This window comes from Pseudomonas sp. W15Feb9B, from assembly GCF_000828175.1.
GTDB classification, from domain to species: Bacteria; Pseudomonadota; Gammaproteobacteria; order Pseudomonadales; family Pseudomonadaceae; genus Aquipseudomonas; species Aquipseudomonas parakoreensis.
The window spans coordinates 35597-54359 of record NZ_JTKF01000026.1 but is presented as its reverse complement, the minus strand read 5'-3'; the positions used below and the strand labels follow the sequence as shown (position 1 = coordinate 54359).

Sequence of the window (18763 nt, the reverse complement as noted above, 5' to 3'; positions counted from 1 at the left end):
GGTCGACTGTGAACGCAGACGGCTTATTCAGTCTCTGAATGGGGCGTCACATGTTGACTCGGTTTCGGCCAGAGGCCAGTATTCAGGTATCGCCGATTTGGCGATAGTCTGTCGGGCATGACGACTAAATACCGATTTCGCGACAAATACCGCATTCAGTTACGTGAGAAGGATCACCCGCCACCCCATGTCCACTTGATCGGTGGCGGTGTGGACGTGATGCTGAGCCTTGAAACCGTCGACGTCATGACGGGCAAGGCACCGCCGCTGATTATCAAGGAAGCGCTGGCTTGGGTTGCGGCTCATCAAGTGCAACTGCTGGAGGACTGGAAACGATGTTACCCATGAAAAGGCCTCGTCTGACGGCTGTGCAGGCACTGTCAGGTTTTCGATTGAAACTGACCTTTATTGATGGTCAGGATCTGACCCTTGACCTGAGCCGAGATATCCACGCTTATCCAGGTCTGCAACCATTGCTTGATCCCGAAGTGTTTGCGGCTGCGACCCTTGACGACAATGGCTGGACGGTCGAATGGCTTGAGCCCGATATACAGATCGGCGCAGACACGCTTTATATGGATGCGCTGGCCCAAAACACTGTCGATGAAAACACTCGGATTTTCATCGATTGGCGTGCACGTACCGGACTCTCACTGAATCAGGCAGCCGAGGCGCTGGGTGTCAGTGCCCGCAGCATCAGCCGATACAGTAATGGGCGGGAGGCGGTGCCAAGGTCATTAGCCTTGGCTTGTCTTGGTTGGGACTCATTGCAGCAAAAGTCCACGCTGGCGGCTGAAGAGTCTGGTCGATATGTCGTTAATCGTAAGAATTAGCCCGCATCCGGCTTCGGCCGCTCATACCGCGCATTGAAAGCCTGAATGAAGCCATTACGCAAAATCTGCAAAAACGCTTCGAACGCACTGATGTTTTGCTGATGCACGTTGCCACTGAGTTCGACCTTGGTGGCGAACTGGTTTTTGGCCTGGTTCTTCAGCACGGTTTCCGTGCCGCCGACGATGGCCTCCCAGACGGAGCGGAAGATGCTCTTGTCCTTGTTTTCCACGTCCTGCTGCCAGTTGAACACTTCGACGTCGCGCAGCAAGGGTTTGATGTAGCCGCTGACCTGGGCTTTTTTCGCCTGGGCTTCGATGACCACGTCGCCGTGGCCGGCGTTGAAGTCGAACTTGCCATAGGCCGAGGCAAAGTCGTTCATGCTTTTGAGTTCGATGTCGCGGGCGCGCAGGCGGAACTGGAAGTCTTCGAAGTTGCTCAGCGGATCGAAGGTGGCGCTGGTCTCCAGCGGTGCATGGCCGAGCAGTTTTGCCTTGCCTTCGAAACGGGCGTCGCGTTTGCCCTGTTTGTCGACAACATTGGTCAGGTTGTAGATGCTCGCTTCGACGTTGCTGGCGTTCATGTTGACCGGCGGTTTGGAGTTGAAATTGCGGAAAGTGATCTTGCCGTCGTGGATCTGCACCTCGTCGAGAGTGATCGGCAGCAACTTGCCCAGTTGCGCCCGCCAGTCGGTGCCTTTACCAGTCTGCGAGTTCTGCTTGTTGGGGCCGCCATCGACGAAGTTGATCTCGGGATTGAAGAACTGCACCTGCGCCACCACGGCATGGTCGTACCACAGCGAATGCCAGCTGACCGCCAGATCAATCACCGGCGCGTTGACGAACGGCACCGGCACCTTGCCGTCGACCTTGACGATCTTCAGGCCGTTGATCCGGTAGGCGCCGCGCCACAGGGCCAGATCGACGTCGGTCACCTGACCGCGGTAATCACCCATGTCGGCCAGTTTGCCGTTCAGGTAATCGCGCACCACGTAGGGCAGGGCGATGTGCAGGGCGATAAGCAGCACAACGACGACGGCAAAAATCCCTATTGGCCAGCTGTAGCGACGCTTCATGACGGTAATTCCCGAACGATGTAAGCGATTGACTGTTACGCGTCGCAGACGTTCGACCCGACTGGACTGTGTCAGGCAACAGGCATACCTTGAAAGGCTGAATTCAACGCTGCATAAGGACCCAGCCATGAGCCGCATTTTCGCTGACAACGCCCATTCCATCGGCAACACGCCGCTGGTGCAGATCAACCGCATCGCGCCGCGTGGCGTGACCATTCTGGCCAAGATCGAGGGGCGCAACCCCGGTTATTCGGTCAAGTGCCGGATCGGCGCGAACATGATCTGGGACGCCGAAAGCAGCGGCAAACTCAAGCCGGGCATGACCATCGTCGAACCGACGTCGGGCAATACCGGCATCGGTCTGGCCTTCGTTGCCGCCGCCCGTGGTTACAAATTGATGCTGACCATGCCGGCATCAATGAGCATCGAGCGGCGCAAGGTGCTCAAGGCCCTCGGCGCAGAGCTGGTCCTGACCGAACCGGCCAAAGGCATGAAAGGCGCAATCGAGAAGGCTGCCGAGATCGTTGCCAGTGATACCGGCAAATACTTCATGCCGTCGCAGTTCGATAATCCGGCCAACCCCGCGATTCACGAAAAAACCACCGGTCCGGAAATCTGGAACGATACTGACGGCGCTGTCGATGTACTGGTCGCAGGTGTCGGGACCGGCGGAACCATCACCGGCGTTTCGCGGTATATCAAGAATACCCAGGGCAAACCGATTCTGTCGGTCGCGGTAGAACCCGTCTCTTCGCCGGTGATCAGCCAGGCCCTGGCAGGAGAAGAGATCAAGCCAAGCCCGCACAAGATTCAGGGAATTGGCGCCGGTTTCGTGCCGAAGAACCTCGATTTGTCGATGGTTGACCGGGTGGAGCAGGTCACCGATGACGAGTCCAAGGCCATGGCGCTGCGCCTGATGCAGGAAGAAGGGATCCTGTGCGGGATCTCATGCGGCGCGGCCATGGCCGTGGCGGTGCGTCTGGCCGAAAAGCCGGAAATGCAGGGCAAGACCATCGTGGTGATTTTGCCGGACTCCGGTGAGCGGTATCTGTCGAGCATGTTGTTCAGCGATCTGTTCACCGAGCAGGAGAATCAGCAATAGTCGAATTGACTCAGATCAGCCGGGGTTCAGGATCGTTATGCTAATAAATGCTTTGTTGCGCAATTCTCAACACTGAATCTTGGGTTCAGCGGGTTTTGCCCGAGGCCGGTAGTGTTTATCATGGCCGGCTGCCATGCCGGCTAAAGGGCATTGCGCAGCGTTGTCTTTATTCAAGGAGTCGTTGATGACCTTTTCGTTAGCCGCCAAGGTGTTGGTGTTGCTGCTGTTTGTGGGCAGCATCCTCTATGTGCATTTGCGCGGCAAGGCGCGTTTGCCGGTCCTGCGTCAGTTCGTCAACCACTCGGCGCTGTTCGCCCCGTACAACGCGCTGATGTACCTGTTCTCCGGCGTGCCGTCCAGACCGTATCTGGATCGCAGCAAGTTTCCGGAACTGGATGTGCTGCGCGATAACTGGGAAACCATTCGCGACGAGGCCATGCATCTGTTCGATGAGGGCTATATTCGCGCCGCGGAGAAGAACAACGACGCTGGTTTCGGCTCGTTCTTCAAGAAGGGCTGGAAGCGTTTCTACCTCAAGTGGTACGACAAACCGCTGCCGTCGGCCGAAACCCTGTGCCCGAAAACCGTGGCGCTGGTCAGTGCGATCCCTAACGTCAAAGGCGCGATGTTCGCGCTGTTGCCCGGTGGCAGCCACCTGAACCCGCACCGTGATCCGTTTGCCGGCTCGCTGCGTTATCACCTGGGCCTGTCGACACCGAACTCCGACGACTGCCGGATCTTCGTCGACGGTCAGGTCTACGCCTGGCGCGACGGTGAAGACGTGATGTTCGACGAGACCTACGTGCACTGGGTGAAGAACGAAACCGAACAGACTCGCGTCATTCTGTTCTGCGACGTCGAACGCCCATTGAGCAACCGTCTGATGACCCGCATCAACCGCGCCATCAGCGCTTGGCTGGGACGCGCCACCGCCCCGCAGAACCTTGATGACGAACGTGTCGGCGGCATTAACCAGGCTTATGCCTGGAGCAAGAGCTTCAGCGACAAGTTCAGTGGCGTGGTCAAACAATGGAAACGCCGCAACCCCAAGGCTTACCGCATCCTGCGTCCGGTGTTGGCGGTGCTGGTGTTGACGTTGCTGGGGTATTGGCTGTTTGGTTGAGGCTGGGTGTTGAAATAAAAAAACCGCTCCTGGTGAGCGGTTTTTCGTCTGCTGATAAATCTAAAGTCGGCCAGCGGCGAGTACATTCGGCTCTTCGCTTTCAGTACCCTTTATCAGTAACTGCAGCAGACGCCTCTGACTCGCAGTGAGCGTTATCTCATCGGATTTTTTGCCGAGAGGGGGTATCTCTTTTCTGGAGGACGGCTTCTTTGTTGATTTGCTCATTTCTCCTCCTGTGTTGATCGATAATTGAACAGTTTTCACGATACTAGGTTCTCCAGGGTTTTGACAAGGCGGCCACCAGCGTCGAAGCCGAAGCCAAGCTCTTGATAGTGTGAAATCGCGCCCTTCAAAGGTTCTTGGATCTCGAGAACCTTGCTGCCTATGAGTTGGGCGTATTGTTCAATCACAATCATCGCCAGTGCCCCGATACGTCTTTTTAACGGATGGGATTCGTAGGGGCGTCCCTCCAGGCGCACAATTCGTATTCTGTTTTTGCTGGCATTTGGATTTGCGAAACACAGCCCGCACAGTTCCTCTTCAAACCAGATAGCGATGTCCAGAGATAAAGGCTCTCGACCTTTCCACTCAATGACCTCATTCCAGCAAAAGTGCTGGTCTCTCCAGAAAGTTGATGCCTGAAGTGCTTGTTGGTCGATAGGTTCGAAACGTACTTTCGACAAATCGATGGCAGTCGGACCATGGCGTTCCAACTGAAGCTGTAGTTGAAGGGTAACGATAGCAGCCTGCTTCCGCGCCTCTGACCGATAGACCTGATACCGCAAATATGTCCGTTCCCTTGGCATGTGATCCCGAGCATTCCCTGTCTCCCCATCAATGGGCCTATCCGTTGCTCATCAGCCTATTCACCTCGCCGCCAACTGTCCCTGCTGGCCCTTTGTCCAAATCGTTGCAATCCATGTCCCACGCTGGTTATAGTCGGCGCTCGTGAATCAGCTGATTCACTCTCCAAACCCTTCAAAAAAGATCAGCCCAATGCCTGCATCCCTCATCAACGCGGTAGTCGATTCAGCGGTCAACGCTGGCGTCGTGCCGTGCGGGAATCAGCAGCCTGGGCAGATCAGTCATTACCCTCCACCTGTCAGTAGCACGCCGGTGTGCGTCGTCGTATCACCGCCGGGCGTTGGCGTTGCGGGCTGATCGGCATTCTCCGCTGACCCCCTGCGCCCGCCAGAAACACCTACTGAATTTCAGCCTCGGCTGAGTTGGCTATTTGCCTGACTACAGGTGGTATTCATGTTTGTCCTTTCGAAAAAATCCGCGCTCGCGGCGATGTCCACGAGCCTGTTCGTTCTGCTGTGGAGCAGTGGTGCGATCTTCTCTAAATGGGGCCTGGCCCATGCCTCGCCCTTTGCCTTTCTGCTGATTCGCTTTGTGATCGCCCTGTGCGGGCTGCTGCTGTTGACGCCGCTGCTCAAGTTGAAGCTGCCCAAGGGCGGCAAACCGATGCTGTTCGCGATTGCAACGGGCCTGGTGTTGTTGGGGGCGTATCAGATTTTCTATCTGCTGGCGCTCAACACCAAAGTCACGCCGGGGGTGATGGCGACCATCATGGGTGTACAGCCGATCCTCACCGTGGTGTTGATGGAGCGGCAGCGCTCGGCGAGCCGGATGTTCGGTCTGGCGCTGGGCTTGGCGGGGCTGATCATGGTGGTTTACCAGGGGATCGGTCTGGCGGGGATGTCCTGGGCCGGCATGCTGTTTGGCCTGCTTGCACTGGCGAGCATGACTCTGGGTTCGATCATGCAGAAACGCATCACCGACAATCCCCTTGGCACGCTGCCGGTGCAATACCTGGCCGGACTGTTGTTGTGCGGGATATTTGTACCGTTTCAGCCGTTCCACTTTGAGCACAGCGCCGGTTTCATCGTGCCGGTGTTGTGGATGGGACTGGTGGTGTCGGTGCTGGCGACGCTGTTGCTGTACCGCCTGATCGCTCGGGGCAATCTGGTGAACGTCACCAGTCTGTTCTATCTGGTGCCAGCGGTGACGGCGCTGATGGACTATCTGATTTTCGGCAATCGTCTGGCGGCGCTGAGTGTGCTGGGGATGCTGTTGATCATTGTCGGTCTGGCGTTTGTGTTCCGTAGAACTGCTTGAAAACTTTCAGGCCGACCCGGGCATTTTCAGTGTCTGGGCCGGCCTCTTCGCGGGCAAGCCCGCTCCCACAATTGGAATGCATTCCTCCTGTGGGAGCTGGCTTGCTCGCGAAGACTGACTTATCAACGCCGCAAATCAGCGGGCTGTAGCTACCGCCGGCTTCAACACCAACCACAACGCCAGCGCAATCAACACCCCGCCGTACAAGTGAGCCATCGACAGCGGCTCATCCAGCAGCAACGCACCCCACAACACGCCGAATGCCGGGATCATGAAGGTGACGGTCATCGATTTGACCGGGCCGATGGAACTGAGCAAGCGGAAATAGATGATGTAGGCGAACGCCGTGCAACCCAGCCCCAGGCCCAGCAGCGATAGCCAGACACTCCAGCCGCCCCAGCTTGCCGGTGGTGCGGTGATCACGCTGTAGCCGAACAGCGGCAACAGAAACAGCGAAGCGCCGAGCATGCTGCCCACCGCCGAGAGACGACTGTCGAGCCCGCCGCTGTGATCCAGCCAGCGTCGCGTGAGAAATCCGGCGAAGCCGTAGCAGGTGGTGGCAAGCAGGCAGGCGAGGGCGCCCATGAGCAATGGCAGATCAAAAGCCACCGGACCTGCGCGCGTCAGCACGCCGACACCGAACAAGCCGAGAAACACCCCGGTCAGCTTCGCGGCAGTGAGTTTTTCACTGAAAAACAGCCCGCCAATCAACACGCCCATCAACGGCGTGGTGGCGTTAAAGATTGCCGAGTAACCCGCCGGCAACACCTGCGCCGCGACTGAATACAGCGTTGCCGGAATCCCCGAATTGATCACGCCCAGCAACATCACGGTTTTAAGCTTGCCTTTGAAGTCCCAGCTGATGCGCATCAACCCGAGAATCACCAGCAGCCCGACGGCCGCTATCGACACCCGAAAGAACGCAGTCGGAATGGTGCCGATGACCGGCGCAATAATGCGCATGAACAGGAAACTCGCGCCCCAGATGGCTGCCAGCGACAGCATGCGGAAAATATCGACAGCGCTCACGATGGCACTCCTTCCTTGATCGGGACGAGAGTGTTGCCGAGCGCCCCGGCGATGGCAACCGCTAATCGGGCATTTAATTCTCAGCAGCGGGTTGCCTGGTGAAAAATGCCAGCGATGTGCGCTGGCGTTCCGGTTTTGGCAGAAATTGCACTTCACCTGCACCCGGTTCCGTGGCTAAGCTCAGGCACAGATTTCCACTTGCACGCCGAGGTCTCATCTATGCCGCAGCAATGGCCAGCCATCGACATCGCCCGCATGATCCTCGATGGCTTTGACGATTACCGCGAGCACTTCCGGCGGATTACCGATGGCGCGCGCGAGCGCTTCGAGCAGGCGCGCTGGCAGGAAACGCAGACCGCCTCGGCGGCGCGGATCAATCTCTACGAGGAAAAGGTCGGCGAAACCATCGCCCGCCTGCGCGATCATTTCGACGACGAGACGTTGATGAATGTCGGCAGCTGGCCGTTGGTGAAAAGCGCCTACATCAGCGTAATCGACCTGCGCTTCGACGATGAGCTGTCCGAGACCTGGTACAACTCGATCTTCTGCGGGCTGTTCAGCCACGACCTGATCAGCGACGGCTGCATGTTCATCCACACCACCCGGCCGAGCCTGCGCCGCGCCCGGGCTGCGCAAACCCGCACCTACAAGCCGCAAGGTCAGCTGTCGTCGATGCTTGCGAGCATCTTTGCCGACTACCGTTTCAGCGAGGATTACGCCGATCTGCCCGGCGATCTGCAGCGCCTCGAAGCGCAACTGCGCGAGAATTTGCCGGACTGGGTGTGCAAGGATCCGGAGCTGAGCGTCGAGCTGTTTTCCTCGGTGCTGTACCGCAACAAAGGCGCCTATCTGGTCGGGCGCATCTACACCCGCGACGAGCAGTGGCCGCTGGTGATTCCGCTGCTGCACCGCGAAGGCCGCGGGATTCAGATCGACGCGCTGATCACCGACGAAGCCGATGTGTCGATCATCTTCTCTTTCACCCGTTCGTATTTCATGGTCGATGTGCCGGTGCCGGCGGAGTTTATCGGTTTCCTGCGGCGCATTCTGCCGGGCAAGCACATCGCTGAGCTGTACACCTCGATCGGCTTCTACAAACACGGCAAGTCCGAGTTCTACCGCGCGCTGATCAATCACCTGGCCAACACCGACGATCAGTTCATCATGGCGCCGGGCGTGCGCGGCATGGTCATGAGCGTGTTCACCCTGCCGGGCTTCAACACCGTGTTCAAGATCATCAAGGACCGTTTCTCGCCGTCGAAAAACGTCGACCGGGCGACGGTGATCGAGAAATACCGATTGGTGAAAAGTGTCGACCGCGTCGGGCGCATGGCCGATACCCAGGAATTTGCCGACTTCCGTTTTCCATTGAGCAAGTTCGATCCGGCGTGCCTGGAAGAACTGCTGGAAGTCGCGCCGTCGACGGTCTCGGTCGAAGGCGACACGGTGCTGATCCGCCACTGCTGGACCGAGCGCCGCATGACCCCGCTCAACCTCTATCTGGACAACGCCAACGACGCGCAGGTGCGCGAGGCGCTGGAGGATTACGGGCTGGCGATCAAGCAACTGGCGGCGGCCAATATCTTCCCCGGCGACATGTTGCTGAAGAACTTCGGCGTTACCCGTCACGGGCGGGTGGTGTTTTACGATTACGACGAGATTTGTTTCCTGACCGAAGCCAACTTTCGCCACATCCCCGCGCCGCGCACCCCCGAGGACGAAATGGCTTCCGAGCCGTGGTATTCGATCGGGCCGCTGGACGTGTTCCCGGAAGAGTTTCCGCCGTTCCTGTTCGCCGATGCCGGGCAGCGCAAACTGTTCGATCAACTGCACGGCGAGCTGTACAACGCCGATTACTGGAAGGGTCTGCAGGAGGCGATTCGCGCCGGGAAAGTCATCGACGTCTTTCCTTATCGCCGCAAAGGACTGGATAACGAATAACCCGTTGTCACCTCAATCCTGTAGGAGCTGCCGCAGGCTGCGATCTTTTGACTTTGATTTTTAAAAACAAGATCAAAAGATCGCAGCCTGCGGCAGCTCCTACAGGGGAAGCAGGTCAATCGAGAGCAAATCTGCGACAATCCGCCCCCTGCACATATAGACGACTGAATTGCGTACCCGATGACCGACGAATCGCCCTCCATCGACAAACTGCTGAAAAACCTTGATCACGCCATGCTCGCCGACCGTCACCGGCTGCGGCGGCAGTTGCTCGAGCTGCGCAAGAAACCCGACGAGGCCAAACTGGCCCAGTGGGTGACGCGTCTGCAGGCGTCCAGTGATCAGGTGCTGGCGCGCCGTGCCAGCCTGCCGGTGATTCGTTACGACGACAGCCTGCCAATCGCCGCCAAGCGCGATGAGATCAAGGCTGCGCTGGAGAAGCATCAGGTCCTGATCATCGCCGGCGAAACCGGTTCGGGTAAAACCACCCAGTTGCCGAAAATCTGTCTTGAAATCGGTCGCGGTCAGCATGGCTTGATCGGCCACACCCAGCCGCGCCGAATCGCGGCGCGCAGTGTGGCCAGCCGGGTCGCCGAAGAACTCGGTACGCCACTGGGCGCGCTGGTCGGTTATCAGGTGCGTTTCGAAGATCAGAGCGATGCCAACACCCTGATCAAACTGATGACCGACGGCATCCTGCTGGCGGAAACCCAGAACGACCGTTATCTGGAACGCTACGACACGATCATCGTCGACGAAGCCCACGAACGCAGCCTGAACATCGACTTCCTGCTCGGTTACCTGAAAACCCTGCTGCCGCGTCGTCCGGACTTGAAAGTCATCATCACCTCGGCGACCATCGATCTGGAGCGCTTCTCCAAGCATTTCGATGACGCGCCGATTGTCGAGGTGTCCGGCCGCACCTTCCCGGTTGAAACCTGGTATCGCCCGCTGACGCTTGAGCAGGATGAAGAAGGCAACCGCGTCGAAGACGACCTGACCGTGGATCAAGCGATCCTCGCCACCCTCGACGAAATTGCCGCTTACGAGCGCAGCGAACGCCGCAGTCCCGGCGATGTGCTGGTGTTCCTGCCCGGCGAACGCGAGATTCGCGACGCTGCCGACATGCTGCGCAAGGCCCAGCTCAAACACACCGAAATCCTGCCGCTGTACGCGCGCCTGTCGCCGGCTGAACAGCAGCGGATTTTTCAGTCGCATCCGGGACGCCGCGTGGTGCTGGCGACCAACGTCGCCGAGACCTCGTTGACCGTGCCGGGCATCCGGTACGTGATTGACAGCGGCACCGCGCGCATCAGTCGCTACAGCTATCGCGCCAAGGTCCAGCGGTTGCCGATCGAAGCGATTTCCCAGGCCAGCGCCAATCAGCGTAAGGGTCGTTGCGGCCGGGTCGAGCCTGGTATTTGCGTGCGCTTGTACAGCGAAGAGGATTTTCTCGGTCGCCCGGAATTCACCGATCCGGAAATTCTGCGTACCAACCTTGCCGCCGTGATCTTGCAGATGCTGCACCTGCGTCTCGGCGAAATCACTGCATTCCCGTTCATCGAGCCGCCGGACGGCAAGGCGATCAGCGACGGTTTCAACCTGCTGCAAGAGCTCTCGGCGGTGGATCGCAACAGCCAGCTGACCCCGCTCGGTCGCCAGCTCGCGCGCCTGCCGGTGGACCCGCGCATGGGCCGTATGCTCTTGGAAGCGGCGAAACTCGGCAGCCTGCAGGAAGTGCTGATCGTCGCCAGTGCGATGTCGATTCAAGACCCGCGCGAGCGTCCGCCGGAGCGTCAGCAAGCGGCGGATCAGGCCCACGCGCAGTGGAAGGACAGCGATTCGGACTTCGCCGGTCTGGTCAATCTGTGGCGTGGTTTTGAAGAACAGCGCCAAGCGCTGACGGCCAGCCCACTGCGTAACTGGTGCCGGAAGAATTTCCTCAATTACCTGCGCCTGCGCGAGTGGCGCGATTCCCATCGCCAGTTGAGCCTGATCTGCCGCGACATGCAGTTGAGCCTGAATAAAGAGCCGGCGGATTATCCGAAACTGCACAAAGCGGTGCTGGTCGGCCTGCTCAGCCAGATCGGCCAGAAAACCGAAGACGGCGATTACCTCGGTGCCCGGCAACGGCGCTTCTGGATTCATCCGTCGTCGGGCATCGGCAAGAAACGTCCGCAGTGGCTGATGACCGCCGAACTGGTGGAAACCACCAAGCTCTATGCGCGCATGGTCGCCAAGATTGACGCCGATTGGATCGAACCGCTGGCCGGGCACCTGATCAAGAAAAACCACTTCGAACCGCACTGGGAGAAGAAGCGCGGCCAGGTCGTGGCCTACGAGCAGATCACCCTGTTCGGGCTGATCGTGGTCGGTCGCCGTCCTGTGCATTACGGCCCGGTGGATCCGGTGGTGTCGCGTGAGCTGTTTATCCGCGAGGGCCTGGTGCGTGGCGAGATTCAGTCGAAAGCCAAATGCCTGAGCGCCAACAAACAATTGCTCGAACAGCTCGACGAACTGGAAGCCAAGGCCCGGCGCCGCGACATTCTCGCTGACGAAGAAACCCTGTACGCGTTCTACGATGCGCGGTTGCCGGCGGAGATTCACCAGACCGCGACCTTCGACAGTTGGTATAGGGTCAACAGCCAGAAGAACCCACAGCTGCTGATCATGCGCGAAGAGGACGTGCTGGCCCGCGAGGCCAGCGAAGTCACCGCGCGCGACTACCCGGACGCGTTGCACATCGGCGATCTGGAGCTGGCGCTCAGCTACCACTTCGAACCCAATCACCCGCGCGACGGCGTGACCCTGCGCGTGCCGGCACCGCTGCTGCCGATGCTGCCGCCGGAGCGTTTGGAATGGCTGGTGCCGGGGCTGATCGAGGCCAAGTGCATTGCGCTGGTGCGCAATCTGCCGAAAGCCCTGCGCAAAAACTTCGTGCCGGTGCCGGACTTCATCAAGGCGGCGTTGCAGCGCATGAGCTTCGCTGAAGGATCGTTGCCGCAATCGCTGGGTCGCGAACTGCTGCGCATGACCGGCGCCCGAGTAAGCGATGAGGCTTGGGCGGAAGCGGCGCAGCAGGTCGAAAGCCATCTGCGGATGAACCTGGAAATCGTCGACGGCCAAGGCAAGTTCCTCGGCGAGGGCCGCGATCTGGCCGAGCTCACCGCGCGCTTCGCCGAAGCCAGCCAAGCGGCTTTGGCCGTGCCGCAAAGTGCGAAAAGTCAGCAACCGGTGGAGGCCAAAGTGTTTGCCCCGGTGGCGGAAAAGACTCAGCAGAAGATTGCCGGCCTGTCGATGACGGTCTATCCGGCGCTGGTGGAAGAGGGCGGCACGGTCAAGGAAGGGCGGTTTTCGACCCCGGCCGAAGCCGAATTCCAGCATCGCCGCGCCTTGCAGCGGCTGCTGATGCAGCAACTGGCGGAGCCGGCGAAGTTCCTGCGCAGCAAACTGCCGGGCATCACCGAGTTGGGCCTGCTATATCGCGAGTTGGGCCGAGTGGATGCACTGGTCGAAGACATTCTGCTGGCCAGTCTCGACAGCTGCATTCTGGAAGGCGAAGACCCGTTACCCCGTGACGGTGCCGGGCTCGCCGCATTGGCTGAACGCAAACGCGGCAGCTGGACCGAACACGCCGAGCGCGTGGCGCGGCTGACGCTGGAGATCCTCAAGCTGTGGCACGGCCTGCAAAAACGCTTCAAGGGCAAGATCGATCTGGCTCAGGCTGTGGCGCTGAATGACATCAAGCAGCAAATCAGCCATCTGGTGTATCCGGGGTTTGTCCGGGAAACGCCGATGCAATGGCTCAAGGAGCTGCCGCGCTATCTGAAGGCGGTCGAGCAGCGTTTCGAAAAACTCGGTGCGCAAGTACAGAAGGATCGCGTCTGGAGCGGTGAATTGGCCGGCCTCTGGGCGCAATACCAGACCCGCGCGGCGAAACATGCCCAGGAAGGCAAGCGCGATCCGCAGCTGGAGTTGTACCGCTGGTGGCTGGAGGAATACCGGGTGTCGCTGTTCGCCCAGCAGTTGGGAACGAAAGTGCCGATCTCGGACAAGCGGCTGAGCAAGCAATGGAGTCAGGTCGAGGCTTGAACCCGCGACAGGCAAGGACTTTGTAGGAGCCGCCGAAGGCTGCGATCTTTTGATTTTGCTTTTTAAAGGATCAAGATCAAAAGATCGCAGCCTTCGGCAGCTCCTACAGGGAGTGCGTTTAGCGGGAGAGGCGCCAAAACCTTGGGTTTATGGCAAACTTCGCGACCATAAACGCCGGTTTCGTGACCCAGAGCCTTCGGCCGGGTCACGTGGCGGAATAAAGCGATGCCAGGTCAGCGTCCCCGGACGGGAACAGACCCTTTGTGTGTTGGTACGTCGGTGCCAGCGCTTTCTGCCTGAACAGATTAGAGAAACGACCATGCATAACGTCGTCATCAGCGGCACCGGCCTGTACACCCCGGCCAACAGCATTTCCAACGAAGAGCTGGTGCAGTCTTTCAATACCTACGTCGCGCAGTTCAACGCCGACAACGCCGATGCCATCGCCCGCGGTGAAGTCCAGGCGCTGACTGAATCCAGCGCCGCGTTCATCGAAAAGGCCTCTGGCATCAAGAGCCGCTTTGTCATGGACAAGGATGGCATTCTCGATCCGCGACGCATGGCCCCGCGTCTGCCGGAGCGTTCCAACGACGAATGGTCGGTCCTCTGCCAGATGGCCATCGGCGCCGCCGAACAGGCGTTGCAACGTGCCGGCAAGACCGCCGCCGACATCGACGGCGTGATCGTCGCCTGCTCCAATCTGCAGCGCGCCTACCCGGCCATCGCCATCGAAGTCCAGGAAGCACTGGGCATTCAGGGCTTCGGTTTCGACATGAACGTGGCCTGCTCCTCGGCGACTTTCGGCATTCAGGCTGCGGCCAACAGCGTGCAACTGGGTCAGGCCCGGGCGATCCTGATGGTCAACCCTGAAGTCTGCACCGGTCACCTGAACTTCCGCGACCGCGACAGCCACTTCATCTTCGGCGACGCCGCGACGGCAGTCATCATCGAACGCGCTGACCTGGCGACCTCCAAGTACCAGTTCGATGTGGTCAGCACCAAACTGCTGACCAAGTTCTCCAACAACATCCGCAACAACTTCGGCTTCCTCAACCGCGCCGCGGAAGAGGGCATCGGTGCCCGTGACAAACTGTTCGTGCAGGAAGGCCGCAAGGTGTTCAAGGATGTCTGCCCGATGGTTGCCGAGCTGATCGGTGAGCATCTGGAAGAGAACAAACTCAACGTCGGCGACGTCAAGCGCTTCTGGCTGCACCAGGCCAACCTGAGCATGAACCACCTGATCGTGCGCAAGCTGCTGGGTCGTGAAGCCACCGAAGAAGAAGCCCCGGTGATTCTCGACACCTACGCCAACACCAGCTCTGCCGGCTCGGTGATTGCCTTCCACAAATATCAGGACGATCTGGCTGCCGGTTCGCTGGCCGTGCTGAGCTCGTTCGGCGCCGGTTACTCGATCGGCAGCGTGATTCTGCGCAAGCGCTGAGTTACCCGCCCTTGTGGCGAGGGAGCTTGCTCCCGCTGGAGTGCGTAGCGCTCCCAAAACCGGCGATTGCGATCTTGTTGAAGAACCGCAATCGCCGGTTTTTTGCGACTGCTGCGCAGCCGAGCGCGAGCAAGCTCGCTCGCCACAGGTTCGAGTGGTTAACGTTAATCGGTATTGCAAACGAGGCGCGCATGGCCGCAACGGACGACACCCAACTGCTCGAACGCCTGTTGGCCGGTGAGCAAAAGGCTTTCAAGGAACTGGTCAGCACCTACCAGAGCGCCATGCGCGCTGTGGCTTACGCGATTGTCGGCCAACGTCATGTCGAAGAAGTGGTGCAGGACGCCTGGCTTTCGGTGGTGCGCCACATCGGTAGCTTCGAGGGCCGTTCCAGTCTCAAGACCTGGCTGCTGACCATCACTGCCAACTCGGCCAAGAGCCGCTACAAACAAAATCGTCGCGAAGTCTTGATGGATGATCTGCCGTCACCCCACGGCACCATCGACGATGATCGCTTTTCTCCCGGTGACGGTCATTGGCTGGTGGCGCCGTTCGCCTGGCATCAGGACACGCCGGAAGCCTTGCTGACGGAAAGCGAATTGCGCGACTGCCTGGAGCACACCTTGCTCAGCCTGTCGGAACTGCAAAGCAGTGTTTTGCTGCTGCGCGAGCGTCAGGGCCTGGAGCTGGAGGAGATCTGTAATCTTCTGGAGATCTCGCTCTCCAATGTCCGTGTGCTGCTGCATCGTGCGCGGCTGAAAGTCTTCGCCACGGTGGAGCATTTTGAGGAGACCGGCGAATGCTGACCTGCAAGGAACAAGTAGCGCGCTCCAGCGATTACCTCGATGGCCAGTTGAGCTTTCGCGAGAGACTGTTGGTGCGCCATCACCTGATGTTCTGCCCTAACTGCCGGCGTTTCATTCGCCAGATGCGTTTGATGCAGGCCACGTTGAAGGCGATGCCGGAGAAGCCGCAAGAGGGTATGGATGCGCTGGCTGAGCGCCTGGCCGAGCAACGCCGCAAAGATAATCTCCTGTAGGAGCTGCCGGAGGCTGCGATCTTTTGATCTTGTTTTCAAGGATCAAAAGATCGCAGCCTCCGGCAGCTCCTACATGTTTTTTGCATCCTGCAAAAAATAGCCCGACGCGGATGAAACGAACGGATGATGGGGATCGTCCCGCCCGCGTCAGGCTACAGGTGACGCTTTTTAGAACTTCGCTTCCGCGTCCAGCTGCAGGGTGTTGGTGTCTGCGTCACGCTGGGTACGGCTGGAGAAGTCGGCCTTGGTCAGGAAGTAGGTCGCGCCGATGGCGAAGTTCTTGTCGATGTCGTAACCGACCTTGAACTTGTGGCCGCGCGAACCGGTGGTGCCGTTGGCGAAGTCGGAGTCGGTGAACGCGCCGACCACGGCGTCACGCTGTACGTCACGATAGTTGTAGTCCAGGTTCAGGCCGAAGACTTTCGACTTGGCGCCGACCAGCCACGCAGTGTCGGCATCGGTCACCGCATCGTTGTTCTTCACGTACTGGCCGTAGAACGACAGCGGCATTGGCAAACCACCGATATCGATCTGGCTGAAACCCTCGTACAGACGGAATTCGTTGTTGGCCGAGTTGCCGTTGACCGACAGTGCGCACGGTGTGGACGTCCCGGTGCAACGGCTGTCCTCGTCGTTCTGGTAGGCGTAGACGCTGCCGCCCAGGGTCAGTTTCAGGTTGTCGGTGATCGCGAAGCGGCTGCCCAACTGGCCAGCGGTCAGGCGCAGGTCGTGGCGAAATTGCACGCCTTCGCCGTCGACATTGTCCTTGAGGGTGTAGTTACCCAGGCTGCCGAACAGTTCGGCGCTGCTGCCCAGCGGGTATTTGTAGGTCACGGCCAGACCTTCCGGGTTGATGTCGCTGTCCCAGATCACATCGCCCATGCTGACCCACGGTTGCAGCATCTTGCCGCCGATCACGTGCAGGTTCTTGATGGCATCGGGGTGGTAGTCGATGTAACCCAGATCGAGCCAGATCTGCTTCTTGTCGAAGTAGTTGTCCATGTCCTGGTTGGTCGAACGGGCATCGTCGCCGCCGCCGGTGGCAATACGGATACCGGTGTCGACTTGCGGGTTGATCTCGGTGTAGGCGCCGAGGCGGGCACGGATACGCTGGCGATCCTTGTCGCGACCACCATTGTTGGATTCACCGTCGATCTTGACGGTCTCCTGACGGATACGCACGTCACCCTTGAACTGGGTCTTGGCGGCCCAGGCAAGTTTCTGGTCGAAGGAGCTCAGCTCATTGGTTTTCTTCGCGGTTGCCGCGATTTGCTCGTTGGTCTCTTGCTGCGCCTGCTGCGCGATTTGCTGAGCCTTCTGATCCTTGGCCAGTTCAGTTTGCAGTTCAATGTACTGCGCCTGGGAAATGGAACCGTTAGCCTTGAGCATGTCGAGCAGTTTGGCGTCGACTGCAGCACTGGCCGGAACGCTCATGGCCAGCAACAGGCCACCGCACAGGGCCGCCGCAGTTTTCGTGGAAGCAAGACGCATAGCAATCTCCGAAGATGAGAGGGATGGCTGAACCATCCTGGGCACACCGACGCGCACGTCGGAAAACAGTGTCCGGGTAGACCCCGGCGCTCTAAAAACAGGAGCGAGTATCGCGATGGTTTATGACAGAGCAGTGGCTAAGTGATGTCATGTCGATGACGATGCAAAGTCTTCGTGAACTATTGAGCCAGAGCACTGTCGCCCGAATGAGCGTGTGCAATGGAAGCTGATCAGCGATACTCGCGGGGCTTTGACGCCAAGATGTGGAGAGCTAGTGGATGCCGTTGCAACGTGTGCAAAACCTGTCAGAAATCGCCCCCGCGACCTGGGATGCGCTGGTGCCCGAGAACCAGCCGTTTCTGCGCCATGCGTTCCTCGGCGCACTGGAAGACAGTGGCAGCGTCGGCCCGCACACCGGCTGGCAACCCGAGCATCTGCTGCATGTTGAAGACAATCGGTTGATCGCCGCGCTGCCCAGTTATCGCAAATGGCATTCCTACGGCGAGTACGTCTTTGATCACGGTTGGGCCGATGCCTGCGCGCGCGCCGGGATCGATTACTACCCCAAGCTGCTGACAGCGGTGCCGTTCAGTCCGGTCAGTGGCCCGCGCTTGCTGGCGGCGAATGTCGAGGACGGATTCGAACTGCTCAAGAGCCTGCCGGGTTATCTGGAAATCGAAGAACTTTCCAGCGCTCACGTCAATTTCACCGACCCGTTCACCGACGCCGCCATGGCCGAGCAACCGGGCTGGCTGCAACGCATCGGCTGTCAGTACCACTGGCAGAATCGCGGTTACCGGGACTTTCAGGATTTTCTCGACGTGCTCAGCTCGCGCAAGCGCAAGCAGATGCGCAAGGAGCGCGAGCAAGTGGCGGGGCAGGGCTTCGAATTCGAATGGCTGGAAGGGCGTGAGCTGGACGAGGCGCAATGGGATTTTGTCTACGCCTGCTATGCCAACACTTATGCCGTGCGCCGACAGGCGCCGTACCTGACGCGCGAGTTCTTCAGTCTGCTGGCTGCGCGGATGCCGGAGGCGATTCGGGTGGTCTTCGCCAGGCAGGGTTCACGGCCGGTGGCGATGGCCTTCAGTCTGGTCGGGGGCGACAGCTTCTATGGACGCTATTGGGGATGTCTGGCCGAGTTTGACCGGCTGCATTTCGAGACGTGTTTCTATCAAGGCATGGATTACGCGATTGCCCAGGGGTATCAGCGCTTTGATGCGGGGGCCCAGGGTGAACATAAACTGATTCGCGGCTTTGAACCGGTGATCACGCATTCGTGGCACTACCTGCGCCATCCCGGGTTGAAAGCGGCGGTGAAGGATTTTCTGCAGCAAGAGCGCGCTGGCGTCCTTGCGTACGCCGAGGAAGCCAGAACAGCCTTGCCTTACCGCCAAGCCTAGATCCCTGTAGGAGCTGCCGGAGGCTGCGATCTTTTGCTCTTTAAAAGTCAAAAGATCGCAGCCTCCGGCAGCTCC

15 protein-coding genes are annotated in these 18763 nt (G+C 59.3%); 11 read left to right on the top strand and 4 right to left on the bottom strand.

Features of this window, described 5'->3' with window-relative positions; genetic code table 11:
* Positions 1 to 117: 117 nt before the first annotated feature.
* Positions 118 to 348: a DUF4160 domain-containing protein gene (locus tag OC71_RS14300; protein WP_041070306.1), complete on the top strand. Its 231-nt coding sequence runs from the start codon at positions 118 to 120 to the stop codon at positions 346 to 348.
* Positions 336 to 833: a helix-turn-helix domain-containing protein gene (locus tag OC71_RS14295; protein ID WP_041070304.1), complete on the top strand. Its 498-nt coding sequence runs from the start codon at positions 336 to 338 to the stop codon at positions 831 to 833. The genes OC71_RS14300 and OC71_RS14295 overlap by 13 nt, the downstream gene beginning before the upstream one ends.
* Here the strand turns inward: OC71_RS14295 and OC71_RS14290 are convergent.
* A complete protein-coding gene (locus tag OC71_RS14290; RefSeq protein WP_041070302.1) occupies positions 830 to 1906 on the bottom strand; it encodes a DUF748 domain-containing protein in 1077 nt (358 codons plus the stop codon). The two genes, OC71_RS14295 and OC71_RS14290, sit on opposite strands and share 4 nt — an antisense overlap.
* A gap of 127 nt (positions 1907 to 2033) precedes the next feature.
* On the opposite strand from OC71_RS14290, the gene cysK reads away from it, so the two are divergent.
* On the top strand, positions 2034 to 3008 hold the full coding sequence (cysK, locus tag OC71_RS14285) for a cysteine synthase A (RefSeq protein ID WP_041070300.1): 975 nt from the start codon (positions 2034 to 2036) through the stop codon (positions 3006 to 3008).
* Between the two features lie 184 nt (positions 3009 to 3192).
* Positions 3193 to 4131, top strand: a complete 939-nt coding sequence (locus OC71_RS14280) for an aspartyl/asparaginyl beta-hydroxylase domain-containing protein (protein WP_041070298.1) — start codon at positions 3193 to 3195, stop codon at positions 4129 to 4131.
* 260 nt (positions 4132 to 4391) lie between these two features.
* Here OC71_RS14280 and OC71_RS14270 read toward each other — a convergent pair whose 3' ends face one another.
* Positions 4392 to 4916, bottom strand: coding sequence for a hypothetical protein (locus OC71_RS14270; RefSeq protein ID WP_371260393.1), 525 nt, complete (start codon positions 4914 to 4916; stop codon positions 4392 to 4394).
* Between the two features lie 472 nt (positions 4917 to 5388).
* Here OC71_RS14270 and OC71_RS14265 point away from each other — a divergent pair, with 472 nt between their 5' ends.
* Positions 5389 to 6252, top strand: a complete 864-nt coding sequence (locus OC71_RS14265; protein WP_041070292.1) for a DMT family transporter — start codon at positions 5389 to 5391, stop codon at positions 6250 to 6252.
* A gap of 135 nt (positions 6253 to 6387) precedes the next feature.
* On the opposite strand, the gene OC71_RS14260 is transcribed toward OC71_RS14265, so the two are convergent.
* Positions 6388 to 7281, bottom strand: a complete 894-nt coding sequence (locus OC71_RS14260; RefSeq protein WP_041070290.1) for a DMT family transporter — start codon at positions 7279 to 7281, stop codon at positions 6388 to 6390.
* 219 nt (positions 7282 to 7500) lie between these two features.
* On the opposite strand from OC71_RS14260, the gene aceK reads away from it, so the two are divergent.
* The 5 genes from aceK (at position 7501) to OC71_RS14230 (ending at position 15794) form a co-directional block, all read left to right on the top strand.
* Positions 7501 to 9222 carry a bifunctional isocitrate dehydrogenase kinase/phosphatase gene (gene aceK / locus OC71_RS14255; RefSeq protein ID WP_041070282.1) on the top strand — a complete coding sequence of 574 codons (1722 nt, stop codon included), beginning with the start codon at positions 7501 to 7503 and terminating at the stop codon, positions 9220 to 9222.
* Positions 9223 to 9402: 180 nt separating this feature from the next.
* Complete coding sequence (gene hrpA, locus OC71_RS14250) at positions 9403 to 13314, top strand: ATP-dependent RNA helicase HrpA (protein ID WP_041070280.1); 3912 nt, start codon at positions 9403 to 9405, stop codon at positions 13312 to 13314.
* A 319-nt stretch (positions 13315 to 13633) separates the two neighbouring features.
* Positions 13634 to 14755, top strand: a complete 1122-nt coding sequence (locus OC71_RS14245; protein ID WP_041070278.1) for a beta-ketoacyl-ACP synthase III — start codon at positions 13634 to 13636, stop codon at positions 14753 to 14755.
* Between the two features lie 191 nt (positions 14756 to 14946).
* Positions 14947 to 15561: an RNA polymerase sigma factor gene (locus OC71_RS14235; RefSeq protein ID WP_003222662.1), complete on the top strand. Its 615-nt coding sequence runs from the start codon at positions 14947 to 14949 to the stop codon at positions 15559 to 15561.
* Positions 15555 to 15794, top strand: coding sequence for an anti-sigma factor (locus tag OC71_RS14230; protein WP_041070273.1), 240 nt, complete (start codon positions 15555 to 15557; stop codon positions 15792 to 15794). The genes OC71_RS14235 and OC71_RS14230 overlap by 7 nt, the downstream gene beginning before the upstream one ends.
* Before the next feature lie 168 nt (positions 15795 to 15962).
* Here OC71_RS14230 and OC71_RS14225 read toward each other — a convergent pair whose 3' ends face one another.
* Positions 15963 to 17285, bottom strand: coding sequence for a putative porin (locus tag OC71_RS14225; protein ID WP_007966005.1), 1323 nt, complete (start codon positions 17283 to 17285; stop codon positions 15963 to 15965).
* A 278-nt stretch (positions 17286 to 17563) separates the two neighbouring features.
* Here OC71_RS14225 and OC71_RS14220 point away from each other — a divergent pair, with 278 nt between their 5' ends.
* A complete protein-coding gene (locus tag OC71_RS14220) occupies positions 17564 to 18688 on the top strand; it encodes a GNAT family N-acetyltransferase (RefSeq protein ID WP_041070270.1) in 1125 nt (374 codons plus the stop codon).
* Positions 18689 to 18763 lie beyond the last annotated feature (75 nt).